Annotated in this window: 19 protein-coding genes; 11 read left to right on the top strand and 8 right to left on the bottom strand. The window is 72.6% G+C overall.

The annotated features are described in order from the left end of the window. Positions 1-209 precede the first annotated feature (209 nt). Entirely contained in the window at positions 210-614 is a 405-nt protein-coding gene (locus ACWDZ4_RS01710; RefSeq protein WP_451506477.1) for an MGMT family protein, read from the bottom strand. 176 nt (positions 615-790) lie between these two features. On the opposite strand from ACWDZ4_RS01710, the gene ACWDZ4_RS01705 reads away from it, so the two are divergent. The 6 genes from ACWDZ4_RS01705 to ACWDZ4_RS01680 all read left to right on the top strand — a co-directional run bounded on the left by ACWDZ4_RS01705 (position 791) and on the right by ACWDZ4_RS01680 (position 10,181). Next, positions 791-3,484 (top strand): flippase-like domain-containing protein, encoded by a 2,694-nt coding sequence (locus ACWDZ4_RS01705; protein WP_451506476.1) that lies wholly within the window; start codon positions 791-793, stop codon positions 3,482-3,484. An 88-nt stretch (positions 3,485-3,572) separates the two neighbouring features. Next, the gene (locus ACWDZ4_RS01700) at positions 3,573-3,968 is read left to right on the top strand and encodes a TOBE domain-containing protein (RefSeq protein ID WP_451506475.1); all 396 of its coding nucleotides are present in this window, start codon (positions 3,573-3,575) and stop codon (positions 3,966-3,968) included. Further along, the gene (gene modA, locus ACWDZ4_RS01695; RefSeq protein WP_451506474.1) at positions 3,946-4,791 is read left to right on the top strand and encodes a molybdate ABC transporter substrate-binding protein; all 846 of its coding nucleotides are present in this window, start codon (positions 3,946-3,948) and stop codon (positions 4,789-4,791) included. Before ACWDZ4_RS01700 ends, modA begins: the two co-directional genes overlap by 23 nt. Further along, entirely contained in the window at positions 4,788-6,800 is a 2,013-nt protein-coding gene (locus tag ACWDZ4_RS01690) for an ABC transporter permease (protein WP_451506473.1), read from the top strand. Before modA ends, ACWDZ4_RS01690 begins: the two co-directional genes overlap by 4 nt. Before the next feature lie 97 nt (positions 6,801-6,897). Next, positions 6,898-8,460 carry an alpha/beta hydrolase gene (locus ACWDZ4_RS01685; protein WP_451506472.1) on the top strand — a complete coding sequence of 521 codons (1,563 nt, stop codon included), beginning with the start codon at positions 6,898-6,900 and terminating at the stop codon, positions 8,458-8,460. A 125-nt stretch (positions 8,461-8,585) separates the two neighbouring features. After that, positions 8,586-10,181 (top strand): alpha/beta hydrolase, encoded by a 1,596-nt coding sequence (locus ACWDZ4_RS01680; protein ID WP_451506471.1) that lies wholly within the window; start codon positions 8,586-8,588, stop codon positions 10,179-10,181. A gap of 121 nt (positions 10,182-10,302) precedes the next feature. Here the strand turns inward: ACWDZ4_RS01680 and moeZ are convergent, their stop codons facing one another. The 6 genes from moeZ to ACWDZ4_RS01650 form a co-directional block, all read right to left on the bottom strand. Next, positions 10,303-11,481, bottom strand: coding sequence for an adenylyltransferase/sulfurtransferase MoeZ (gene moeZ, locus ACWDZ4_RS01675; RefSeq protein ID WP_451506470.1), 1,179 nt, complete (start codon positions 11,479-11,481; stop codon positions 10,303-10,305). A 63-nt stretch (positions 11,482-11,544) separates the two neighbouring features. Continuing rightward, complete coding sequence (locus ACWDZ4_RS01670) at positions 11,545-12,300, bottom strand: spherulation-specific family 4 protein (RefSeq protein ID WP_451506469.1); 756 nt, start codon at positions 12,298-12,300, stop codon at positions 11,545-11,547. Then, complete coding sequence (locus ACWDZ4_RS01665; protein ID WP_451506468.1) at positions 12,288-13,298, bottom strand: NAD-dependent epimerase/dehydratase family protein; 1,011 nt, start codon at positions 13,296-13,298, stop codon at positions 12,288-12,290. The genes ACWDZ4_RS01670 and ACWDZ4_RS01665 overlap by 13 nt, the downstream gene beginning before the upstream one ends. 177 nt (positions 13,299-13,475) lie before the next feature. Then, positions 13,476-14,768: a hypothetical protein gene (locus tag ACWDZ4_RS01660; protein WP_451506467.1), complete on the bottom strand. Its 1,293-nt coding sequence runs from the start codon at positions 14,766-14,768 to the stop codon at positions 13,476-13,478. 97 nt (positions 14,769-14,865) lie between these two features. Next, positions 14,866-16,623, bottom strand: a complete 1,758-nt coding sequence (locus tag ACWDZ4_RS01655; protein WP_451506466.1) for a DUF3492 domain-containing protein — start codon at positions 16,621-16,623, stop codon at positions 14,866-14,868. A 217-nt stretch (positions 16,624-16,840) separates the two neighbouring features. Beyond that, on the bottom strand, positions 16,841-17,914 hold the full coding sequence (locus tag ACWDZ4_RS01650) for a DUF3152 domain-containing protein (RefSeq protein ID WP_451506465.1): 1,074 nt from the start codon (positions 17,912-17,914) through the stop codon (positions 16,841-16,843). A gap of 72 nt (positions 17,915-17,986) precedes the next feature. Between ACWDZ4_RS01650 and ACWDZ4_RS01645 the strand changes: the two genes are divergently transcribed. Continuing rightward, the gene (locus ACWDZ4_RS01645; RefSeq protein WP_451506464.1) at positions 17,987-18,151 is read left to right on the top strand and encodes a hypothetical protein; all 165 of its coding nucleotides are present in this window, start codon (positions 17,987-17,989) and stop codon (positions 18,149-18,151) included. Between the two features lie 239 nt (positions 18,152-18,390). Here ACWDZ4_RS01645 and ACWDZ4_RS01640 read toward each other — a convergent pair whose 3' ends face one another. Further along, complete coding sequence (locus tag ACWDZ4_RS01640) at positions 18,391-19,353, bottom strand: alpha/beta fold hydrolase (protein WP_451506463.1); 963 nt, start codon at positions 19,351-19,353, stop codon at positions 18,391-18,393. A gap of 114 nt (positions 19,354-19,467) precedes the next feature. On the opposite strand from ACWDZ4_RS01640, the gene ACWDZ4_RS01635 reads away from it, so the two are divergent. From ACWDZ4_RS01635 to ACWDZ4_RS01620, 4 genes are all read left to right on the top strand, one after another. Beyond that, the gene (locus ACWDZ4_RS01635; protein WP_451506462.1) at positions 19,468-19,701 is read left to right on the top strand and encodes a hypothetical protein; all 234 of its coding nucleotides are present in this window, start codon (positions 19,468-19,470) and stop codon (positions 19,699-19,701) included. A 175-nt stretch (positions 19,702-19,876) separates the two neighbouring features. After that, complete coding sequence (locus ACWDZ4_RS01630) at positions 19,877-20,527, top strand: TetR/AcrR family transcriptional regulator (protein WP_451506461.1); 651 nt, start codon at positions 19,877-19,879, stop codon at positions 20,525-20,527. A 230-nt stretch (positions 20,528-20,757) separates the two neighbouring features. Beyond that, positions 20,758-20,985 carry a DUF3107 domain-containing protein gene (locus tag ACWDZ4_RS01625; RefSeq protein ID WP_344497090.1) on the top strand — a complete coding sequence of 76 codons (228 nt, stop codon included), beginning with the start codon at positions 20,758-20,760 and terminating at the stop codon, positions 20,983-20,985. Positions 20,986-21,175: 190 nt separating this feature from the next. Beyond that, positions 21,176-21,442 carry a hypothetical protein gene (locus tag ACWDZ4_RS01620; protein WP_451506460.1) on the top strand — a complete coding sequence of 89 codons (267 nt, stop codon included), beginning with the start codon at positions 21,176-21,178 and terminating at the stop codon, positions 21,440-21,442. Positions 21,443-21,446 lie beyond the last annotated feature (4 nt).

Here is a 21,446-nt window from a genome sequence, read left to right as displayed (position 1 = left end):
GTGTACGGATTGACTTGTCGCCGCGCGCGGGGCGCGGTGGGTGCGGGATGAGCGCTCTGCGCGCGCCGCGTCCTGAGGACGCTACGCCAGTGGGCGCCGGGGACGCAGCGACTCCGCCCCGTACCCCGTGCGGTGACCCGGACCGTGCCCTTCCCCGCGCGCCGTACGCTCCTGGTACCGCCCGCCGCGCCGCCGCATGCTGGAGGCTGTCAGGTGTGAGCCGTGTGAGTTTGTCCACTTCCACCGGCCGGACCGCCGGCCGGACCACCGGCCGCGGCGCCGTCCCACCGCGCTCGCTTCATGTCCAGGCGCGGCAGGTGGTCCCCGGACTGCCGGGTGGCCGTGCGCAGCGGGGTGCCCTCCGCGCGGTAGTGCCCCAGTGCGCGCAGTTCGTGGCCGGGCAGCAGCACGCCGTCGGAACGCACCACGCGCCACCAGGGCGCGCCGCCGCCGTAGAGCGCCATCACCCGCCCCACCTGACGGGGGCCGCCCTCCTCGAGCCACTCGGCGACGTCCCCGTACGTCATCACACGTCCGGGCGGAATCATCTCCGCCACCTCCAGCACGCGTTCGGCGTACTCGGGGAGTGCGGGGGCTTCCGGCTCGTCGTTCATCCGGCCCATCCTGCACCACGGCACCGACCGTGCACGCTGCCCCCCGGGGCATGTCCAAAACACCGCACGCCCCCGCAATGCACCCTGATGCCCCCCTCTGTCATCCGGTCATGCCACCATCATCCGGGCGGTGACAGGTGATACGAGATCGAGAAGACGTGACGAAGGAGCAGGGCGTGCAGCCTCCCCCGGTGGCGAGCACCCCTGGCGCCGAGTCGCATCCTGACGCTCCCGAGAACGCTCCCGAGAGGCCCACGAAGAACATGGACAGCGGGCCCGGAGGAAGCCACATCGACCGAGTGTCCGGCGACGAACCGCTGCTCTCCGCGCGCGTGCACCGCCCCTCCGACCTGGTACGGCTGCTCGTCGGCGTACTGGGCATCGTCTGCGTACTGGCCATCGCGGCCTTCGCGCACGGCACGGCGTCCGGGCTCGAACAGGACATCAGCAAGGGCACGGGCCAGACCCCGGACGTCTTCATCAAGCTGGCCGGCCTCATCTCCAGCATCGCCGTACTGATCCTCCCGGTAGCCTTCGCGATCGAGCGGCTGGTCAAGCGCGACGGGCTGCGGATCGCGGACGGCGTTCTGGCGGCCGTGCTCGCGCACGGTGTCGCGCTCGCCACCGACCTGTGGGTCTCCGAGGCCGCCCCGGACGCGATCAGGGAAGCGCTCACACAGGCCGCGGAGAACGGCGAGCTGACCGATCCCGTGCACGGTTACCTCGCGCCCGTCATCGCCTACATGACAGCCGTCGGCATGGCCCGCAGGCCGCGCTGGCGCGTGGCGCTGTGGGGGGTGCTGCTGCTCAACTCGTTCGCCGTCCTGGTCGGCCGCCAGACCACCCCGTTCTCGATCATCGTCACTGTGCTGATCGGCTGGACCGTCGCGTACGGAACGCTCTACACCGTCGGATCCCCGAACGTACGGCCCACCGGACAGACCCTCCTCGCGGGCCTGCGGCGCGTCGGCTTCCGCCCCGTGACGGCGATGCGCGCCGAGGACGTGCCCGACTCGGCCGAACAGGGCGACCGCGGGCGGCGCTACCTCGTCACCCTGGAGGACGGGCCGCCCCTCGACGTCACCGTCGTCGACCGCGAGCAGCAGGCGCAGGGGTTCTTCTACCGGGTGTGGCGCCAGGTGACCCTGCGCGGCATCACCCAGCGCCGCTCGATCCAGTCCCTGCGCCAGGCCCTGGAGCAGGAGGCGCTGATCGCGTACGCCGCCATCGCCGCCGGGGCCAACGCGCCGAAGCTGATCGCCACGTCCGAACTCGGCCCCGACGCCGTGATGCTCGTGTACGAGCACCTGGGCGGCCGTTCCCTGGACTCGCTGCCCGACGAGGAGATCACCGACGAGCTGCTGCACGGTGCCTGGCGTCAGGTGAAGGCCCTCCAGTCGCGCCGCATCGCGCACCGCAGACTCGTCGGCGACGCGATCCTGGTGGATCGTTCCGGCAGGGTCATCCTGACCGATCTGCGCGGCGGTGAGATCGCCGCGGGCGACGTCGTCCTGCGCATGGACGTCGCACAGCTCCTGACGACGCTGGGGCTGCGCGCGGGCGCCGAGCGCGCCGTGGCCGCCGCCGTGGCGGTGCTGGGGCCCGACGCGGTCGCCGACAGCCTGCCGCTGCTCCAGCCGATCGCGCTCAGCCGCTCCACGCGCGCGACGCTGCGCAAGCTGGCGCGCGAACGCTCGCAGCGCGAGCGCGAGGCGGTGCTCGACGCCTCGCACGCCACCACGGCGGCCGAAACCGGGGAGCCCGGCGCCGGCCAAGCCGCGGCGGCCGGTGGCCGCAAGTCCGTACGCGCGGGGAAGAAGGCCGGGAAGGGCGCCACGGAGGAGGCCCTGGAGGAGGCGCGCGAAGAGGACCTGCTGACGCAGATCCGCCACCAGGTGCTGCTCATCCGGCCGCAGGCGCTGGTCGAGCCGGCCCGCCTCGAACGCATCAGACTCCGCACGCTCGTCAGCGTCGTCGCCGGCGCGTTCGCCGCGTACTTCCTGATCTCGACGCTGATGGCCAACGACATGGGCGAGGCGATCGCGAAGGCGGACTGGCGCTGGGCCGCGGTGGCCGTGCTGTTCTCGGCGCTGAGCTATCCGGCCGCGGCGATGAGCCTGCTCGGCTTCGTTCCCGAAAAGGTCGCCTTCTGGCGAACGGTCAAGGCACAGGTGGCCGGGTCCTTCGTGAAGCTGGTCGCGCCGGCGGCGATCGGCGGCGTGGCGCTGAACACCCGTTTCCTCCAGCGCGCCGGTGTACGCCCGGGGCTCGCCGTGGCGAGTGTCGGCGCCTCGCAGCTCTTCGGCCTCGCGAGCCACATCACGCTGCTGATGATCTTCGGCTATGTGACGGGCACCGAACACACCCCCACGCTCTCCCCTTCCCGGACGGTGATCGCGGGACTGCTGACGGCGGCGGTGCTGGCGCTGGTGGTGACGGCCGTGCCGATCCTGCGCAGGTTCGTGGTGACGCGGGTGCGGTCGTTGTTCGCGGGTGTGGTGCCGCGCATGCTCGACGTACTGCAGCGGCCGCAGAAGCTGATCACCGGTATCGGCGGGATGCTCCTGCTGACCGCGGCGTTCGTGATGTGCCTGGACGCCTCGATCCGTGCCTTCGGCAGCGACGTCCACCTGAGCTACGCCACCGTCGCTGTCGTCTTCCTGACCGCCAACGCGCTCGGCTCCGCGGTGCCGACGCCCGGCGGTATCGGCGCGGTCGAGGGCGCGCTCATCACGGCGCTGACGTTCGCGGGCCTGCCCTACGCGGTCGCGACCCCGGCGGTGCTGCTGTACCGGTTGCTGACCTTCTGGCTGCCGGTGCTGCCGGGCTGGCTGTTCTTCAACCACCTGACACGCAAGGAACAGCTCTAGTCGCTTCGTACGACCCTTACCGCATTCGCCAGGAGTATCCGCCGATCTTCCTTGCAGGCGCGGCCCCAGCGGCCTTACATTGCCGCACATGCGGTCCTACACCACTCAGCAGGCGGCGCGGCTCCTCGGCGTCAGCCCCGACACCGTCCGCCGCTGGGCCGACGCCGGTCGGCTCACCACGCGCAGGGACGAGACCGGCCGGCGGCTGATCGACGGGCCCGTTCTCGCGGCGTACGCCGTCGAGCTGGCCCAGCAGGCCAACGAGCACGGCGAGGTCCCGTACACGACCGCGCGCAACGCCTTCGCCGGGATCATCACCGCGGTGAAGCTCGGCGATGTCGCCGCCCAGGTCGAGATACAGGCGGGCCCGCACCGACTGGTCTCCCTGCTGACCCGGGAGGCCGTCGAGGAGCTCGGCCTGGAGGTCGGGATGGAGGCGGTGGCCCGCGTGAAGTCGACCAATGTCCACATCGACCGTGCGTGAACCGGCCGTGTTCCCGCCGTCCGTGACCGACACCCCGGGGGTTTCCGTGCGCCGTACTGTCCTGCCCGTCATCGCCGCCTCGCTGCTCGTCCCGCTGCTGGCCGCCTGTGGCGCCGAGGACGGCGACGGGGGCCCGCCGGCCGGCGGGAAGACGGGTACCACCGAGATCACCGTGCTGGCCGCGGCCTCGCTCACCGGTGTCTTCGAGGCGGCCGGAGCGGCGTACGAGAAGGAACACCCCGGCACGGAGGTCACCTTCTCCTTCAACGGTTCGCAGGAACTCGCCTCCCAGGTGCGCCAGGGAGTGCCCGCCGACGCGCTGGTCACCGCCGACACCAAGACCATGGACGGGCTGGAGGAGAACACCGGCGACCCGGTCGTCATCGCCAGGAACCGCCTCACCATCGCCACCGCGAAGGGCAATCCGGAGAGGATCGGCGGCCTGAAGGACCTCTCCAGGGGCGGCCTGAAGGTGGTTCTCGCCGCGCCCGAGGTGCCGGTCGGCCGTTACAGCCAGAAGATTCTGGACGGGGCGGGGGTGAAGGTGAAGCCCGTCTCCCAGGAGCCGAACGTGCGCGCGGTGCTGAGCAAGGTGGAGCTGGGCGAGGCCGACGCCGGTCTGGTGTACGTGACGGACGCCGCGGCGGCCGGGGACAAGGTCACCACGGTCGCCGTACCCGACGCGCAGAACGCGGTCGCGTCGTACCCGGCCGCGGTCCTCGACGACTCGGAGCACAGCGGGGATGCCTCGGAATTCGTGCGGTGGCTCGCTTCCCCGAAGGCGCAGAAGCTGCTGCGTGACGCGGGATTCCAGGCGCCGTGAGCCCGGTGAAGGGGCTGAAGGGGCGTGCGCCGCTCACGCTGACGCTTCCGGCGGGGCTGGCTGTCGCCTTCCTGCTGCTCCCGCTGGCGGGGGTGCTCGCCGGCGCGCCGTGGTCGTCGCTGCCCCGGCGGCTGTCCGCGCCCGCCGTGACCGAGGCGCTCGGCCTGTCACTGGTGGTCTCCGGGTGGGCGCTGCTCCTGTCGCTCGTACTCGGCGTGCCGCTGGCGTGGCTGCTGGCGCGGGTCTCCTTCCGCGGCAAGGCTCTGGTGCGCGTTCTGGTGATGCTGCCGATGGTGCTGCCGCCGACGGTCGCCGGTGTGGCGCTCCTTCAGGGGTACGGGCGGCGCGGGCTGATCGGCGGGCAGCTGTCGGACTGGTTCGGGGTGACCCTGCCGTTCTCGACGGCGGGGGCGGTCGTCGCGTCCGCGTTCGTCTCGATGCCGTTCCTGGTGATCAGCCTGGAGGGGGCACTGGCCGGGCTGCACCCCCGGTACGAAGAGACGGCTGTTTCGCTCGGCGCGTCACCGCTGCGCACGTTCTTCACGGTGACCGTTCCGATGGTCGCTCCGGGACTGCTCGCGGGTGCGGCGCTGTGCTGGGCGCGGGCCCTGGGCGAGTTCGGGGCGACGATCACCTTCGCCGGCAATCTGCCGGGCACCACACAGACCCTGCCGCTCCAGGTCTACCTGCTGCTGCAGAGCGACCCGGACGGCGCCGTGGCGGTGTCCCTGCTGCTGCTCGCGGTGGCGACAGCGGTACTGGTCGCTCTGCGGGGCCGCTGGCTGGGCCCGCAGGGCACGGACCGCGGCGCGCCGGTGACGGCGCCTGCGTCGGCTTTTGAGGACGACGCGCTGTTCCCGGGTGCCTTGTCCGGGGGCCCGGGCTCCGTTCCCGGGAACGGAGCCTCCGCCGGTGACGCCGGTGGCCTGTCCGGTGACACCGGTGGCCTGTCCGGTGACCGGTCCGGTGACATTCCCCGGTGGCCGCTGGCCGCCCGAATCGACGGGCACGCGCGCGTGGGGCTCGACGTCGCGGGCGGCCGTACGGTCGCCGTCGTCGGACCCAACGGGGCAGGCAAGACCACCCTCCTGCGCGCCCTCCTCGGACTCACCGACCGGGCCACCGCACTCTCTCTCCGGCTCGGTGAACAGGACGTCGCTGCGCTCCCGCCGCACCGGCGCGGCATCGCCTGGGTGCCGCAGGACGGCGCGCTGTTCCCGCACATGACCGCACTCGCCAACACGGCGTACGGGAGGACCTCCCAGGGCGCTTCCAAGGCACACGCGCGCGCGGAGGCCCAGGAGTGGCTCGACCGGCTCGGCGTCGGCCACCTCGCGCACCGCAGGCCCGGCCAGCTCTCGGGGGGCCAGGCGCAGCGCGTCGCCCTCGCCCGCGCCCTCGCCGCACGCCCCCGGCTCCTCCTCCTCGACGAGCCGCTCGCCGCACTGGACCAGACGACCAGGGCCCACGTCCGGCACGCCCTGCGCGACCACCTCGCGGGCTTCCCCGGCGTCTGTCTGATCGTCACGCACGATCCGGTCGAGGCCGTTTCGCTGGCGGACCACGTCCTCGTACTGGAGGAGGGCGAGTCCGTGCAGTACGCCCCTCCGGCGGAGGTCGCCCGGCATCCGCGTTCGCCCTGGGTGGCCCGGATGCTCGGCCGCAACGCCTGGCCCGGCACGACGACGGCCGACGGCCTGGAGCTGCGCGGCGGCGCGCACCTGATCGCCGCGGAACCGCTCCCCGGCGGTGCCCCGGGCCTCGCCGTCGTGGGACCCGAGGCCGTGTCCGTGCACCGGAACCGGCCCACGGGAAGTCCGCGCAACAACTGGCCGGGAACGGTCCGCGAGCTGACGGCGCACGGGAGCCGTCTGCGCGTCCTGATCGACGCGGCCCCCGAGGTCGTCGCGGAAGTCACTCCGGCGGCGGCCGCGGAACTGGGACTCGCGGAGGGCGTGCGGGTATGGGTGAGCGTGAAGGCGACGGAGGTCACCCTGGTCGCGCTCTGAGCCGTACCCCGGCGCGTACGGCCGGCACGGCTGCCCGCGCCGTCCCGAATGGCGCTCCCGGAGCGCACGCTCCCGCGCCCCGTCGCACGATGGATCCATGCCGACTTCCGCCGCCCTGCGTGCCACGGCCGTTCTCGCCACCACCGCCGTTCTCGTGTCCCTCGCCGGCTGTTCCGGCAGCGGCGGCCAGGGCGAGGGCGGGACCGGGGACAGGGATTTCGCCACCCAGAAGCTGGACTGGGCGGACTGTCCCGCCCCGTCCGTCGCGGAGGGCGGCGGCGCTTCCCCGGCCCCCCTCCCCGGCGGCGACGCCTGGCAGTGCGCCTTCATGGAGGCCCCGCGCGACTACGCGAAGCCCGGCGGCGAGACGATCGAAATCGCGCTCATCCGCGCGAAGGCCCGTGACACGGACAACCGCATCGGCTCCCTCGTCTTCAACTTCGGCGGCCCCGGCGCTTCGGGCGTGACCGGCCTGCCCTCCCTGGCCGCGAACTACGAGCGGCTGCGCTCCCGTTACGACCTCGTCAGCTTCGACCCCCGCGGCGTCGGCCGCAGCGTGGGCATCCAGTGCCAGGACGACAAGGAGCTCGACGAGTTCTACGCCCAGGACGGCACCCCGGACGACGCCGCCGAGGAGAAGACCTTCACCGACAGCCTCGCGTCGTACGCCTCCGCCTGCGAGGAGAACTCGGGCGACGAGCTCCCGTACGTCGGCACCGCCGACGCCGCTCGCGACATGGACCTGATGAGACAGGTCCTCGGCGACGACAAGCTGCACTACTTCGGCTTCTCGTACGGCACCGAACTGGGCGGCGTCTACGCGCACCTGTTCCCCGAGAACGTCGGCAGGGCGGTCTTCGACGCCGTCGTCGACCCCACCCGGTCCTCCGAGGAGAGTTCGCTCGGCCAGGCCGAGGGGTTCCAGCTCGCCCTGGAAAACTTCGCCGAGGACTGCGTCGAACGCGGTGACGAGTGCGCGCTGCCCGGCGGTTCCGTGGAAGAGATCGAGGACTTCGTCGCCGACCTCCTCCAGAGGCTCGACGGGAAGCCCGTCAAGGGCATCGGCGACCGCGAGCTGACGCAGAGCCACGCCACCAACGGAATCATCCAGACCCTCTACTCCAAGGAGTACTGGAAGTACCTGGAGCAGGGCCTCGACGAGGCGGACAGCGGCAGCGGCGAGCTTCTGCTCAGCCTCTCCGACTCCCTGAACGGCCGCAGCCCCGACGGTTCGTACAGCAATATCGGCGCCGCCAACACCGCCATCAGCTGTGTGGACAACAAGGAGCGTTACGACCTGGCGCAGGCCAAGGCGAAGCTCCCCGGGTTCCGCAAGGTCTCGCCCGTCTTCGGCGGCCCCCTGGGCTGGGGCCTGATGGGCTGCGCCGAGTGGCCGGTGCCCGGCACGTGGGACACCCCCGACGTGAGCGCGCCCGGCTCGGCCCCCATCGTCGTCATCGGCACCACCGGCGACCCGGCGACACCCTACGAAGGAGCGAAGAAGATGGTCGGCGAGCTGGGCAAAGGCGTCGGCATCGAGCTGACGTACAAGGGCGAGGGCCACGGCGCGTACAACAACGGCGACCAGTGCGTGCGGAGAGCGGTGGAGGCGTATCTGCTGAGGGGCAAGGTCCCGGCCGCCGGGACCGTCTGCCCGTGAGCCTGCCGGCGGCCCTGCCCGTGTCCCTGTCGCTGGTCCTGTCGCTGGTCCTGCCACTGGTCCTGTCAGTGGCTCCGCCTAGGATGACGAATCCGTTTTCGAATGCTGGTGTCTGTGGGGCCGCGATGGCGAATCTTGTACGGGCAGTCGCCCTGACGGCCGCTGCGCTGCTCACGGCGGGGGCCGCCACCGGCTGCGGCAGCGGTTCCACGGGCGGCCGGGACAAGTCCCCCACGTCCACGACGGCCACCTCCGCCGCCCCCCGGGGCGGCCATGACGACGGCGAGCAGCCCCCCGCCCTCCCCGCCGCACTCACCGGCCAGCAGCTCGACTGGAAGCGGTGCGCCGCGCCCCGCAAGGCGGACGGCAGCGCCGCCCGGGCCCCCGGCGGCGACTGGCAGTGCGCCACCCTCACCGCACCGCTGGACTACCGCAAGCCGGACGGCGGCACGATCGGCATCGCGCTGATCCGCTCCAAGGCCACCGACGGCGACCGGCGCATCGGTTCGCTCCTGTTCAACTTCGGCGGGCCCGGCGGCTCCGGCGTGGCGGGGCTGCCCGGCGCGGCACCGGCGTTCGACACCCTGCACGCCCGCTACGACCTGGTCAGCTTCGACCCGCGCGGCGTCGCGGAGAGCTCCGCCGTCGTCTGCCAGGACGACAAGCAGGCCGAGGCATCCTTCCGGCTGGACTCCACCCCCGACACCCCCGCCGAGGAAAAGGCCTACCTCGACGACTCGGCCGCCTTCGGCGCGGGCTGCGTCAAGCGTTCCGGAAAGGTCCTGCCGTACGTCGGTACGAGCAGTGCCGCCCGCGACATGGACCTGATCCGCCACGTCCTCGGCGACAAGAAGCTGAACTACTTCGGCTTCTCCTACGGCACGGAGCTGGGCGGCACCTACGCCCACCTGTTCCCGGAGAACGTCGGCCGCATGGCGCTGGACGCGGTCGTCGACCCGTCCGCGGACTTCGTCCGCCACGCCCGCAACCAGGCCCTGGGCTTCCAGCGCGCGCTGGAGAACTACTTCAGGAGCACCGGCACCACGGCAGAGGCGGGTACCGCGCGCGTCGTGCGACTGCTCGACCGGCTCGACAAGAAGCAGCTGACCACCGGCACAGGCCGCCCGCTGACGCAGAGCCTCGCGGTCACCGGCATCATCACCCCGCTGTACGGCGAGGACGGCTGGCCGACGCTGACCAAGGCCCTGCGCGAAGCCGAGAACGGCGACGGCACGACGCTGCTGACGCTCGCCGAGTCGTACAACGACCGCGACCAGGAAGGGCGTTACGGCACGGCGCACCACGCCCAGCGCGCCATCTCCTGTGCCGACGCCAAGGGACGTGTGAGCGGCGAGCGGGTCAGGGCGGTCCATCTGGCCGACTTCCGGAAGGTCTCCCCCGCCTTCGGCCCGTACCTCGCCTGGGACCTGGCCGGCTGGTGCGCCTCCTGGCCGGTCGACGGGGAGCACGAGACCCCCGAGGTCGGCGCGGAGGGCGCGGCTCCCGTCCTCGTCATCGGGGGCAAGGGCGACCCGGCCACGCCGTACGAGGGTTCGCTGCGGATGGTCGAGGAGCTCGGCAGGGGCGTCGGCGTACAGATCACGTACGAGGGCGAGGGCCACGGCGCGTACCTGACGGCCAATGCGTGCATAGCGCGCACCGTCGACCCGTACTTCCTGGACGGCGAGGTCCCGGCGAACGGCACCACCTGCGCCGCGTGACCGAAAGCCGCGCGGAGCGCCGGACCTGGTCCGTACAGAACGGGTCCGGCTCGCACCGGGGAAAGGGGCCGTCCCGCACGTGACGTGCGGGACGGCCCCTCCTGCTTGCGCCGGCGAAGACCTAGTAGACCGGCTTCTCCGGCTCGATCTGGTTGACCCAGCCGATGACGCCGCCACCGACATGCACCGCGTCCGCGAAGCCCGCGGACTTGAGCACCGCGAGGACCTCCGCACTGCGGACGCCCGTCTTGCAGTGCAGGACGATGCGCTTGTCCTGCGGCATGTCCTGGAGGGCGGCGCCCATCAGGAACTCGTTCTTCGGGATCAGCCGCGCGCCCGGAATGGAGACGATCTCGTACTCGTTCGGCTCGCGGACGTCGATGATCTCGATCTTCTCGTCGGCGTCGATCCACTCCTTGAGCTGCCTGGGAGTGATCGTGGAGCCGAGCGCCGCCTCCTGCGCCTCCTCGGACACGACGCCGCAGAAGGCCTCGTAGTCGATGAGTTCGGTGACGGTCGGGTTCTCGCCGCAGATCGCGCAGTTCGGGTCCTTGCGGACCTTGACCTGGCGGTACTGCATCTCCAGGGCGTCGTAGATCATCAGCCGGCCGACCAGCGGGTCGCCCACGCCGGCCAGCAGCTTGATCGCCTCGGTGACCTGGATGGAGCCGATGGACGCGCAGAGCACGCCCAGCACGCCGCCCTCGGCGCAGGACGGGACCATGCCCGGCGGCGGGGGCTCCGGGTAGAGGCAGCGGTAGCAGGGGCCGTGCTCGGACCAGAACACGGACGCCTGGCCGTCGAAGCGGTAGATCGAACCCCAGACGTACGGCTTGTTCAGGAGCACGCACGCGTCGTTGACCAGGTAGCGGGTCGCGAAGTTGTCGGTGCCGTCGACGATCAGGTCGTACTGGGAGAAGATCTCCATCACGTTCTCGGCTTCGAGCCGCTCTTCGTGAAGGACCACGTTCACGTAGGGGTTGATGCCGAGGACCGAGTCACGGGCGGACTCGGCCTTCGAGCGGCCGATGTCGGCCTGGCTGTGGATGATCTGGCGCTGCAGGTTCGACTCGTCGACCTCGTCGAACTCCACGATGCCGAGCGTTCCCACGCCGGCGGCCGCGAGATACATCAGCGCGGGCGAACCCAGGCCGCCGGCGCCCACGGCGAGCACCTTGGCGTTCTTCAGCCGCTTCTGCCCGTCCATCCCGACATCCGGGATGATCAGGTGGCGGGAGTACCGGCGAACCTCGTCGACAGTGAGCTCGGCAGCGGGCTCGACCAGGGGTGGCAGCGACACGGGGACTCCGTAGGTCGGTCAATCAGTACGGTTGTTCTCCGCGTAACACTGCCACGCCCCTCCTCATTCCGAGACACCCGGTCCGATCCGCGAGACGATTTCGTCCCAGTAGCCGGGCAGTGTCTCGAATGGATCGTTTTGTCCGTCATGGTCGCCGCGGTCGGTCAGGAAGACCGTCCCGGCGCCCTGCCAGCGGGCGATCCGCACGGCCTCCTCCAGGTGCGTACGCGGCAGGCCGTGCACCAGGTGGCAGAAGCGCTCGGGCGGGTGGTCCGCGGTCCATTCCGCCACCTGTGACCAGCGGTAGTCCGCCCACGGCCCCGAGAACGTCACCAGTTGGTCGGCGGTCTCCGCGTAGCCCGGATGCGGGTGCGTGCCGTGTCCGAGGACCAGATGGCCGCAGCCGTCGGCCGGTGCGGACAGCGCGGTGCTGAGGCGCCGCACCCCGGGGAGCTCTGTCCGGCCGGTGGGACAGCGGTCCAGGTAGAAGCCGTCGACCCGGTACCAGTCGCGGAACCGGTGTGCGTCGGAGACGAGTTCGCCGAAGGATCTCGCTCCGTACGCCGCATCGAGCCGGCCCAGCACCCTGACACCGGCGTTGCGGATGCGGCCCGCGGCCTCCAGGCAGTGCGGGTCGGGGCGGGCGCCCGGGCCGTTGGAGACGTTGAGCACCACCCAGTGCAAGGGGGCCCCCGGACGGGTGAGTTCGGCCCATTCGACCGGGGCGACGAGCGGGTGGGCGTAGCCGGGGACCCCGAAGCCCATGCGGTCGGCGGCGGTCGCGGCCCGGTGCGGCCGGGGCGTGGTCAGATGCGGCACGCGGCCTCCATCCAGATGTCGGCGAGCGACTCCTCCAGGTTGATCCGGGGACGCCAGCCGAGCCGGTCGCGCGCGGTGCGCACGTCGGCCTGCTGCCAGCTGCCGCAGCCGTCCGGGTACGGGTAGGGGGCTCCCAGGTGCTCCGGGGCCATCTCGCCGCGCGGTGCGCCCACCGAGGCGAGCACGCTGCCCACTCCCCCGTTGCGCGCCGCCGCCGACGCGCTGCCCGCGGCGTGACCGGGAGGGGCGTCGAGTTCGTGCAGGGCGCCGCCGTAGCCCGCGACCCTGGCCAGGACGGCCGCGGCGTCCCGCAGCCGGACCGCGCGGCCGGTGCCGATGTTGATGGCGCCCTGCGCGGCGGAGAGGGAGGCGGCGTGCACGGCGCGCGCCACGTCGCGCACATCGACGAAGTCGCGCTGCACGCCGAGCCCGCCGAGTTTCAGCTCGCCGTCCCCGGACTGCATCGCGCGGCGCATCGCCTCGGCGAGCCGGCCGAGTGGTGAGCCGGCGGGCGTGCCGGGCCCGACCGGTGAGAAGACCCGGAGCACGACGGCGTCGAGCCCGGAGCCGAGGACCAGCTCGGTGGCGGCGAGCTTGCTCACGCCGTACGGGCCGCCGGGGCGGGGTACGGCGTCCTCGGCGGTGGACGACCCCGGCTGCGAGGGACCGTACTCCGCGGCGCATCCCAGCTGGACGAGGCGCGCCCCGCAGCCGCTGCGGCGCAGGGCCTCGCAGACGGTGGCGACGGCGACGGTGTTGTGCCGGGTCAGGTCGCGGGCGCCGCCGCGGGTGGCGCCCGCGCAGTTGATGACGACTCCGGGGTGGACGGCGTTCAGGAAGCGGGTCAGCGCACCGGGACTGCCGGTGGCGAGGTCGAACCGTACGTCGGCGTCGTCGCCCCGACCGAGGGCGGTGAGCTGCACGGCCGGGTCGGCGAGCAGCCGGTCGGCGACGAAGCGGCCGAGATATCCGTTGGCACCCAGCAGCAGGACCCTCATCGCGCGTCCCCTCGGTGCCGACCGGCTGTTGCTGGGGGTTGGGGGGTCATGGTCACGTTCTCCTTCGGGGATGTTTCGGTGAGTGCTGCGGTGTATGCCCGCGACGTCGGCTCCGCGGGAGGCGGTGGCTGGGACGGTGGCGGTGGCGGTGGCGGTGGCGGTGGCGGATCTGTGGGGTCAGTGCGGGCCCTGCGGACCGGATGTGCCGGATGCGTCGGGCGTGCCGGGTCCGGGCGCGTGGGCGGAGGCGCGGGAGAGCGCCGCCGCGGCGTGGACGAACAGGGCGAGCGCGGCCAGGGTGCAGGCGGCGGCCGGGACGGCGCCCGCGCCACCGGCCTCCACGAGCACCTCGACGGGCCGGGCGAGGAAGCCGCAGCCGGGCAGGCGGGCGGCGAGTACGGCGGAAAGCGCGGCGATCTGCACGGCGGACGCGGCGGCGAGCCCGGCGGATGCGGACCTGGAGAAGCCGTGGACGGTGAGCAGTCGGGCGAGGAAGAGGAGCGCACCGAGGGCGACGCCGGACGCCGGAGCGGCCCACCCGCTGTCACCGGTCACGCTTCCCGCCCCGATGCGGAGGCAGAGGAGCACGCCCACGAACAGTCCGGTGACGCCGAGCACGAGGGGCCGGGCCGCCGCCGCGAACTCCTCGGTGCCACGGCTCGCGACGAGTTTGCGCCGCGCCTGTACGGCGATGAGGTGCGCGCACCAGGCCGCGGGGACCAACGCGGCGGCGAGGGCCACCAGCGTCGCTGTCGCCACAGGCCAGAGCCCTTCGAAGCCGGGGCCGGGGCCGGGACCAGGACCGGGGCCGGGTCCAGGACCGGGACCGGTACCGGGACCGCCCGTGAGGAGCCGGCCGAGCAGTCCGTCGCCGAAGACGGCGTATCCGAGCAGCCAGCACAGCCACAGGCGCGCGGCGGGCGCCGTGCGCCCCTCGGCGCGCAGGGGCCCGTGGCGCAGGGACAGGGCGAGCGTGGCCGCGGCGACCAGGAGCCCTGCCGCGCCGACCACCGACGTCGCCTGGCCGGAAGCGAGTTCGACCCCAGCGGCGGTGAGGACGCAGGCGGCGCCGGGCAGCAGCGCGTACGCGGTCCAGCCGGTGCGCGCGGGCGTCTCGGGCGCCGGGGGGCGCCGGACGCTGTCACCGATGCGCGGCACGCGTGCGTACAGCTCCTCGGCGAGCGCGAAGACGTCCCGGTGGCGGAAGCGCGCGGCGGTCCTGTCGGTCACCCCGTGCGCTTCGAGGCCGGCGGCGATCTCCAGTGGATCGACGGCCCGCTCGCAGAGCTCCCGGTGCCGGTGCATGAGCGTCCGTACGGGGTCGGCGGGCCCGCGGCGCGGCGCGGGGGTCCCGGAGCCCCCGCCGCGACCGGGGGCGGCGGGCGCCGCTTCCGGTACGGCCACGGCCGCCGGTGTCCGCGAGTCGCCGCCCCACCCGCCGGGGGCGGCCGGCGTACGGGATGCGCTCATCGGCGTACCTCCTGCGCTGACGGTCGAGGTCGTAGTTGCGGTTGCGGTTGTGCTTGCGCTTGCGGAGGATCTCGCCGGGTCCTGCCGGCTGGGCCGCTCAGACACCGCGCTCCCCCGGCCCGGCGCCCGCCCCCGCGCCCACCGGCCGGGCCGCACCGGCGCCCCCCGCCCAGCGCGGCCCCGGCGCCCCGCCGCCCGGACCGCCCGCGCCGCCTCCCGCCCAGTGGCCCGGCACATGCTCTTCCGCCGGGTTGGCGAAGAGCAGGGGCTCACCGTCCGTCCCGAGCGCTTCGCGACGCACCGGGCAGTGCGAGATCAGCTCCAGGTAAATGCCGCGAAATGCCTCGATGTTCTGCTCGACCGTGAAGAGTTCGACCGCGCGTGCGCGCGCCGCCGCACCCAGCCGTTCGCGCCGCCGCGGATCACGGAGCAGCGCCACACAGGCGTCGGCCAGTGCGCGGGGATTGCGCGGCGGGACCACCAGGCCCGTACCGCCGATGACTTCGACGACCGCGCCGACGTCCGTCGAGACCGTGGCGCGTCCGCAGAACATCGCCTCGACCAGGCTGACCGGGAAGCCTTCGACGACGCTGGAGAGCACCACCACGCTCCCCGCGGCGTACGCGTCGGCCAGGTCCGCCGCCTCGGGGCCGCCGATGTCCTCGAAGGAGACGGGATTGTCGCCGACGGCGTGCGCGTCGGCCGCCTCGTCGGGGAAGAGCTGGGCGGCGAGTGCCTTGCAGTGCGCGAGATAGGCGGCGGCCTCGCCGCCCTGCCCGTGCCTGCCGTGGACGATGCGCAGCCGGGCCTGCGGCTCCTCCTTGCGCACCCCGGCGAAGGCGTGGAGCAGCGAGACGAGGTCCTTGGCGGGCTCGACGCGGCCGACCCAGACCAGCGTGCGGGGGTCACCGCCGTCGTCCCCCTCCCCCACGGCCGCGAAACGGCCGGACTCCATGCCGGGGTAGACGGTACGCAGCTTGGCGCGGTCGGCGCCGCATCGCTCCTGCCACCGCCTGACGTGCGCATTGCCCGGTGTGATGAGGGCGGCCCGGGCGTACACCTCGGCGGCGAGCCTGCCGTGGAAGGCGGCCAGGAGCGTCCGCACCGGCATGCTCCGGGACGTGCCGCCGGCCGCGAGGTAGTGCGCGCGCAGCTGTACGCCGTACTCGGTGACCAGCAGCGGGACGCCGAAGAAGCGCTGGGCGAGCAGCCCCGGCAGAGCGGCGGACCCGCCGGAAGCCGCGTGGCACAGGTCGACGGCGCCGAGGCCCTGTGCGTCGTACCAGTCCAGGGACAGGGGCCGCAGCGCGTGCTCCAGCAGGCCGACGGCTTCGAGGTAATCGGAGACCTTCGCGGCGTGCACCGCGCGGTGGGCGCCGGGGGTGCGGCAGGCGGCTTCGAGGGTGCGTACGGCGGCTTCGGAGCGCAGGGCGGTGGGGAGTCCGCCGCGCTCCGTGGCCAGTTCCGCGAGCCCGTAGAGACCGCCGGCGAAGCGGTCGCCCGCGCCTCCTCCGCCCGGCTCTCCGCCCGGCTCTCCGCCCGGCTCTCCGTCCGGTCCTCCGCCCGGCGCGCAGATCGCCCCGGCCAGTTCCCCGAAGTGCTCGGTGAAGCGGCGCCGTTCGCGTCGGCCGTACGTCCTGCCGTCGTCCTCCGGCGTCCACAGCGGTGCGGTGCGCACACTCCGCACCTGGGGCGGCAGCCGGACCAGGCCCCGCGCCTCCTGGCGGGCGCTGCGGCTCAGGGCGTAGATGTCGAATTCGTGCTGCGCGAGCCCGCGCACGAGCCGGTCGCACCAGAGCCTGGACTCACCTGTGGCATACGGATAGCCACCCTCCGTAAGCAGTCCGATCCGCACGGGCGCACCTCCGATCTCCCTTGCGGGCGGCCGCCGTTGGTCCGGCGGCTCGCAGCGGGACGACCGTATGCGGACATGCCGGTGACGCGACGGACGGTTGTCCGTCGCGCCACCAAAAGGGGTGAACACGCGTAACTTTCGCCCCGCAGTAGCGTTCTGTCGCGCTAGGGGGCCCTACGGTTACGGAGGGTCAGGCTGCGGCCAGTGCACAACGGCCTCAATTGCCCGGATACACCCAGGCATTGGGCTTGCACGTGATGCCGCCGATCTTCAGCGACTTCGTCTGCTGCTGCATGATCGGCGCGAGCTCGCCGGGCGTCTCGCAGTTCTTGTGACCGTGCCCGAGCCGGTGGCCGATCTCGTGGTTGATCAGCATCCGGCGGTACTCGAACATCCTGTCCTTGCCGAACGTCTCCGCCCCCTGCGCCCACCGGTACGCATTGATCATGACGCGCTCGGTCGCCGCCGAATCGCACGAGACGTTGCCGGAGAGCGTGTCGAGACCCGACTTCGCACACCACACACCCGTGGTGCCCGGGCTCGCGAGCGTGATGACGAAGTCCGGCCGGCCGGAGGAGATCCGCTCGAACGTCATGGCACCGTTGTGCGCCCAGCTCCGGTCGTCGTTGAGCGTCTCCTGCACGGCGCGGGCGAAGAGCGCGCCGTCGAGTCCGAGCCCCTTCTCGACGTCCACCCGGTAGGAGAACTTCTGTCCCTTGCCGGGCGCCCTGTCGAAGCCGCCGATCGCCTCGAAGTCGCCACTCCCCTTCAGCTTCGGGTCGATCGGGTACGTCCTGGCCATCTGCTGCTCGTACGTCGCCGGGGCGGCGTCCGCTTCCCGGGACGGCGTCGGCCGGGCGTCCGAACGGGAGGTGTCGCTCGCCCTGGTGCTCCGGTCCGCGGCGGCCGGGGCCGCGGCGGACTCCTTCTCGCCCTGGGCGACCTGCCCGGCCACCACAACGGCGAGCACGGTGGTCACCGCGGCTGCGGCGATCCCGGTGAAGGTCCGCCCCTTGCCGCCCCTGGCCGGCGCGTCGCCCGCGTCGCCCGCGTCGCCCGCCTCGCCGAAACCACCGTCGTGCCCGTCGTGGTCATGACGACCACCGGCAGCGGCAGGGTCAGGGGCAGGGGCATCAGCAGCGGCTTCGCGTCCTGCTTCCCGACGGTCCGGGCCGGTTGCCGTAGTGCCGGAAGGGGCGCGCGGGGCGGACGGAATCCGGGGCGGGGCGTCGAACGCCTTGAGGAAATCCTGCCGCGGGCCCGGTATCCGGGCCCCGGCCGCGAACCGCACCCGGGGCCGAGGGCCGGTCGAGTCCAGCTGCGGTCCCTGCGACCCTTGCGGTTCCTGGGCCCCCCGCGTCCCATGCGACCCCTGCGGTGCGCGAGGCGCACCCTGCAAGTCGCCGTACCGGCCGTCGTCCTGTGCGACGCTCCAGCCACCGCCCGACTCACGCTGCTCGGGATGCCCGCCGCGCACGTGCGGCACCCCGCGAGCCGGAGTGCCGCCGTACTGCTGACGCTGCTGTGACTGCTGTGGTTGTGGCTGTGGCTGTGGCTGTGGCTGTGGTGGCAGCGGTGGCTGCGGTGGCCCTTGTCGGTACCCGGGCGCCGGCGTGGTGTCGTACCCCGCCTCTTCCCCACGCCTGCGTCGCCCGCTTCCCGCGCCCCGCCCCGCCACGGCTTCCTCGGCGGTACCGGATATGACGGGGTTCTCGGCTGCCCCCCGGGGGACGGGGCCTCGGCGACTATGACGTCCCACGCGCCGGATCAGCTCCTACCGCAGTCATCGATCAGTTCCCGGACAGCGCTGGCGACCGCCTCCGGATATTCCATCATCGCCACGTGCCCGGCGTCGGGCAGTGTCAGCAGCCGCGCATCGCGGAAAGCCGCTGCCGCCCTGCGCGCCATACGGTACGACACGAGCTGGTCCCGCCCTCCGTACACCAGCAGCGTCGGCGCGAGCACCCGCTCCGCCTGGCGCCACAGGCCGTGCTGTCCGCCCAGTGTGTACGCGTCGACGATGCTCCGCGCCGAACGTGTCATCGCGTCCCAGAAATGAGGCAGTTGCAGCCGCCGCTCCATCTCCTGCACGGCGTGCTGGAAGGCCTCGGGCTCGACCGCCTCGGGATCGCCGTAGCAGAGCGCCATCACACCGCGCGTGCGCTGCTCCGCCGTCCAGTCCTTGCTCAGCCGGGCGAACAGCGAGGCGACCCCCGGCACCGCGAGCAGCCCGGTCGGCACCGCCGTGCGCTGCACCCGGAGTTCCGGGAGGGCGGGCGAGACGAGCGTGAGCGTGCGCACCAGGTCGGGCCGGACGGCCGCGATACGCGTGGCGACCGCGCCGCCCAGCGAGTTGCCGAAGAGGTGCACCGGTCCGCGCCCGCTCGCGTCGAGCAGCCGGATGCACGCACGCGCCTGCCCGCTGAGCGAGTAGTTGCCGTCGTCCGGCGGCGGGGAGTCCCCGAAGCCGGGCAGGTCGACGGCCTCGCCGTCCACGTGGTCGGCGAGCAGCGGCATCAGCGCCGACCAGTTCTGCGAGGAACCGCCGAGCCCGTGCACGTACAGCGCGGGCGGGAGGCCGGCGCGCGTCGCGGGCCGCGTGCGTACGTTCAGCGTCAGCCCGGGCAGGGTGACGGAGCGCAGCTTCTCGCCCTCGGCGATCCGCACGGCACTGACCCGTGGCACCGCGGTGGCGGCGAGGCTGGATCCGGGCAGCTCGGTCGGAGACATGCGGCAATGTTACGAGACGATCACGTACTGAATCGTGTGTTCGCCGTCACAGATCTACCCTCGGAGCAAGGGGGTACGCGTCGCCCCTGTCTCCTCCCCGGAAGGAAGCCACGCATGACTGTCGATCCCACCGACCCGGACACCTTCGTGGAAGTGGAAGAGGAGTCCCTCGACGCACCGGGCGTACTCGACGACGACGTCTCCGAGGCGGACGCCGCGGAACAGCACACGGAGTGGCAGGAGAACCATGACGCTCCGCTGACCGGCCTCGACCCCGGCTCCGCGAACGAGGCGGACGCCGCGGAACAGGCCCGCGTCGTCGCCCTCGACGAGGACGACTACCGCTGATCAGCTCCTGATCAGCGCCTGATCAGCCTTCCGCGGCTGTCCGGTCCGTGAAATTCTGCGTCCGCACCGCGCACAGGCGGGTTACCCAAAAGTACGATGGCGGGCGTGGCGCACACGGCGCACGGAACGGCCGTGCTGTTGAAAGGCCGCGACACTGAAAGACATGGGAGGCGGCGTGACAGCCACCGAGCAGACAGAGGCGGCACGCCCACGGGGCACGCGCCTGCCCCGCCGAGCCCGACGCAATCAACTCCTGGGTGCGGCACAGGAGGTCTTTGTCGCACAGGGGTACCACGCGGCGGCGATGGACGACATCGCGGAACGGGCCGGCGTGAGCAAGCCGGTCCTGTACCAGCACTTCCCGGGCAAGCTGGAGCTCTACCTGGCCCTCCTCGACCAGCACTGCGAGTCGCTGCTCCAGGCGGTACGCACCGCCCTCGCGTCGACCACGGAGAACAAGCTGCGGGTGGCCGCGACGATGGACGCCTATTTCGCGTACGTCCAGGAGGAGGGCGGCGCGTTCCGCCTGGTCTTCGAGTCGGACCTGACGAACGAGCCCGCCGTGCGCGAGCGCGTCGACCGGGTGTCGCTCCAGTGCGCCGAGGCGATCAGCGAGGTCATCGCCGAGGACACCGGCCTGTCCAAGGACGAGTCGATGCTGCTGGCCGTCGGGCTCGGCGGCGTCTCCCAGGTGGTCGCCCGCTACTGGCTCTCCAGCGGCAGCACCATCCCGCGCGACACGGCGGTGCAGCTGCTGACGTCGCTCGCCTGGCGCGGCATCGCGGGCTTCCCGCTGCACGGCGCGGAGCACGGCGCGGAGCACTGACGCGGCGCGTTCCGGGGAGTTCCCGGGAACGCTCGGAAACGTACTCCGGAGCGTCCTTCGGAACGTTCCCCGGAACGCCTTCCGGATCGTCCCGGGAGCGTGTTCCCAGTCCGTGTTCGCTTCTGGCGTGCGGCGTCGGAGCGTTCCGTGTCCCCTCACCGGGCTAATGTGTGCTGCGTACAGCGCGGCTGACCGCGCACCGCAGCACCGACCGTCGGAGGGACATAGCCGTGGAGGTCAAGATCGGCGTGCAGCACGCGCCCCGGGAGATCGTTCTGGAGAGCGGGCAGTCCGCCGAGGAGGTCGAGCGCGCGGTATCCGACGCGCTGGCCGGCAAGGCGCAGCTGCTCAGCCTCAAGGACGAGAAGGGCCGCACGGTCCTCGTTCCCGCTGACCGGATCGCCTACGTGGAGATCGGCGAGCCGATGACGCGCAGGGTGGGCTTCGGCGCGCTGTAGGCGTCGACGGCACAGCAGCATCACAGACGGAACCGGCCCGGTGGGATGTCCCACCGGGCCGGTTCCGTCCGTCTGTACGCCGGGCCTCTCCGCAGGCCCTCTCCACCGGGCCGGGGAGGGTTGCCTTCCGCAAGGCGGGGGTAGTACGGGCTACGACCCATTCGCACCCGGCTGCACGGGAGGAAACCACGTGATTCTGGAAGCTCTCGGCTCCATCGCCCTCGGCTTCGCCCTTGCCTGGGCGGCCGGCCACCGGCTCGGAGACCGACTGCCCTCACGGCGCCTGGTCCTGGCCGCGGGCCCGCTCGGCGCCCTGTTCGGCGCGTACGTCACCCACTCCGCCCTCGGCCCCGGCCACGTCGTCGCGACACTGGCCGGCGCGGTGGCGGTGGGAGCGGTCCTGCTGTCGCTCCTCATCCGCCCCAGGGGCCGCGTCCACCGTTCGGCGGCGGCGTAGCGTC

It is taken from the genome of Streptomyces sp. NPDC003016, from assembly GCF_053591455.1.
This window is presented reverse-complemented; position numbering and strand designations above follow the sequence as displayed.

Coding starts and splice junctions, on each gene's coding strand:
- ACWDZ4_RS01710 (WP_451506477.1), bottom strand. CDS start 614: ATGAACGACGAGCCGGAAGCCCCCGCACTCCCCGAGTACGCCGAACGC.
- ACWDZ4_RS01700 (WP_451506475.1), top strand. CDS start 3,573: ATGCGGTCCTACACCACTCAGCAGGCGGCGCGGCTCCTCGGCGTCAGC.
- modA (WP_451506474.1), top strand. CDS start 3,946: ATGTCCACATCGACCGTGCGTGAACCGGCCGTGTTCCCGCCGTCCGTG.
- ACWDZ4_RS01685 (WP_451506472.1), top strand. CDS start 6,898: ATGCCGACTTCCGCCGCCCTGCGTGCCACGGCCGTTCTCGCCACCACC.
- ACWDZ4_RS01680 (WP_451506471.1), top strand. CDS start 8,586: ATGGCGAATCTTGTACGGGCAGTCGCCCTGACGGCCGCTGCGCTGCTC.
- ACWDZ4_RS01665 (WP_451506468.1), bottom strand. CDS start 13,298: ATGAGGGTCCTGCTGCTGGGTGCCAACGGATATCTCGGCCGCTTCGTC.
- ACWDZ4_RS01660 (WP_451506467.1), bottom strand. CDS start 14,768: ATGAGCGCATCCCGTACGCCGGCCGCCCCCGGCGGGTGGGGCGGCGAC.
- ACWDZ4_RS01645 (WP_451506464.1), top strand. CDS start 17,987: ATGCGACCCCTGCGGTGCGCGAGGCGCACCCTGCAAGTCGCCGTACCG.
- ACWDZ4_RS01640 (WP_451506463.1), bottom strand. CDS start 19,353: ATGTCTCCGACCGAGCTGCCCGGATCCAGCCTCGCCGCCACCGCGGTG.
- ACWDZ4_RS01635 (WP_451506462.1), top strand. CDS start 19,468: ATGACTGTCGATCCCACCGACCCGGACACCTTCGTGGAAGTGGAAGAG.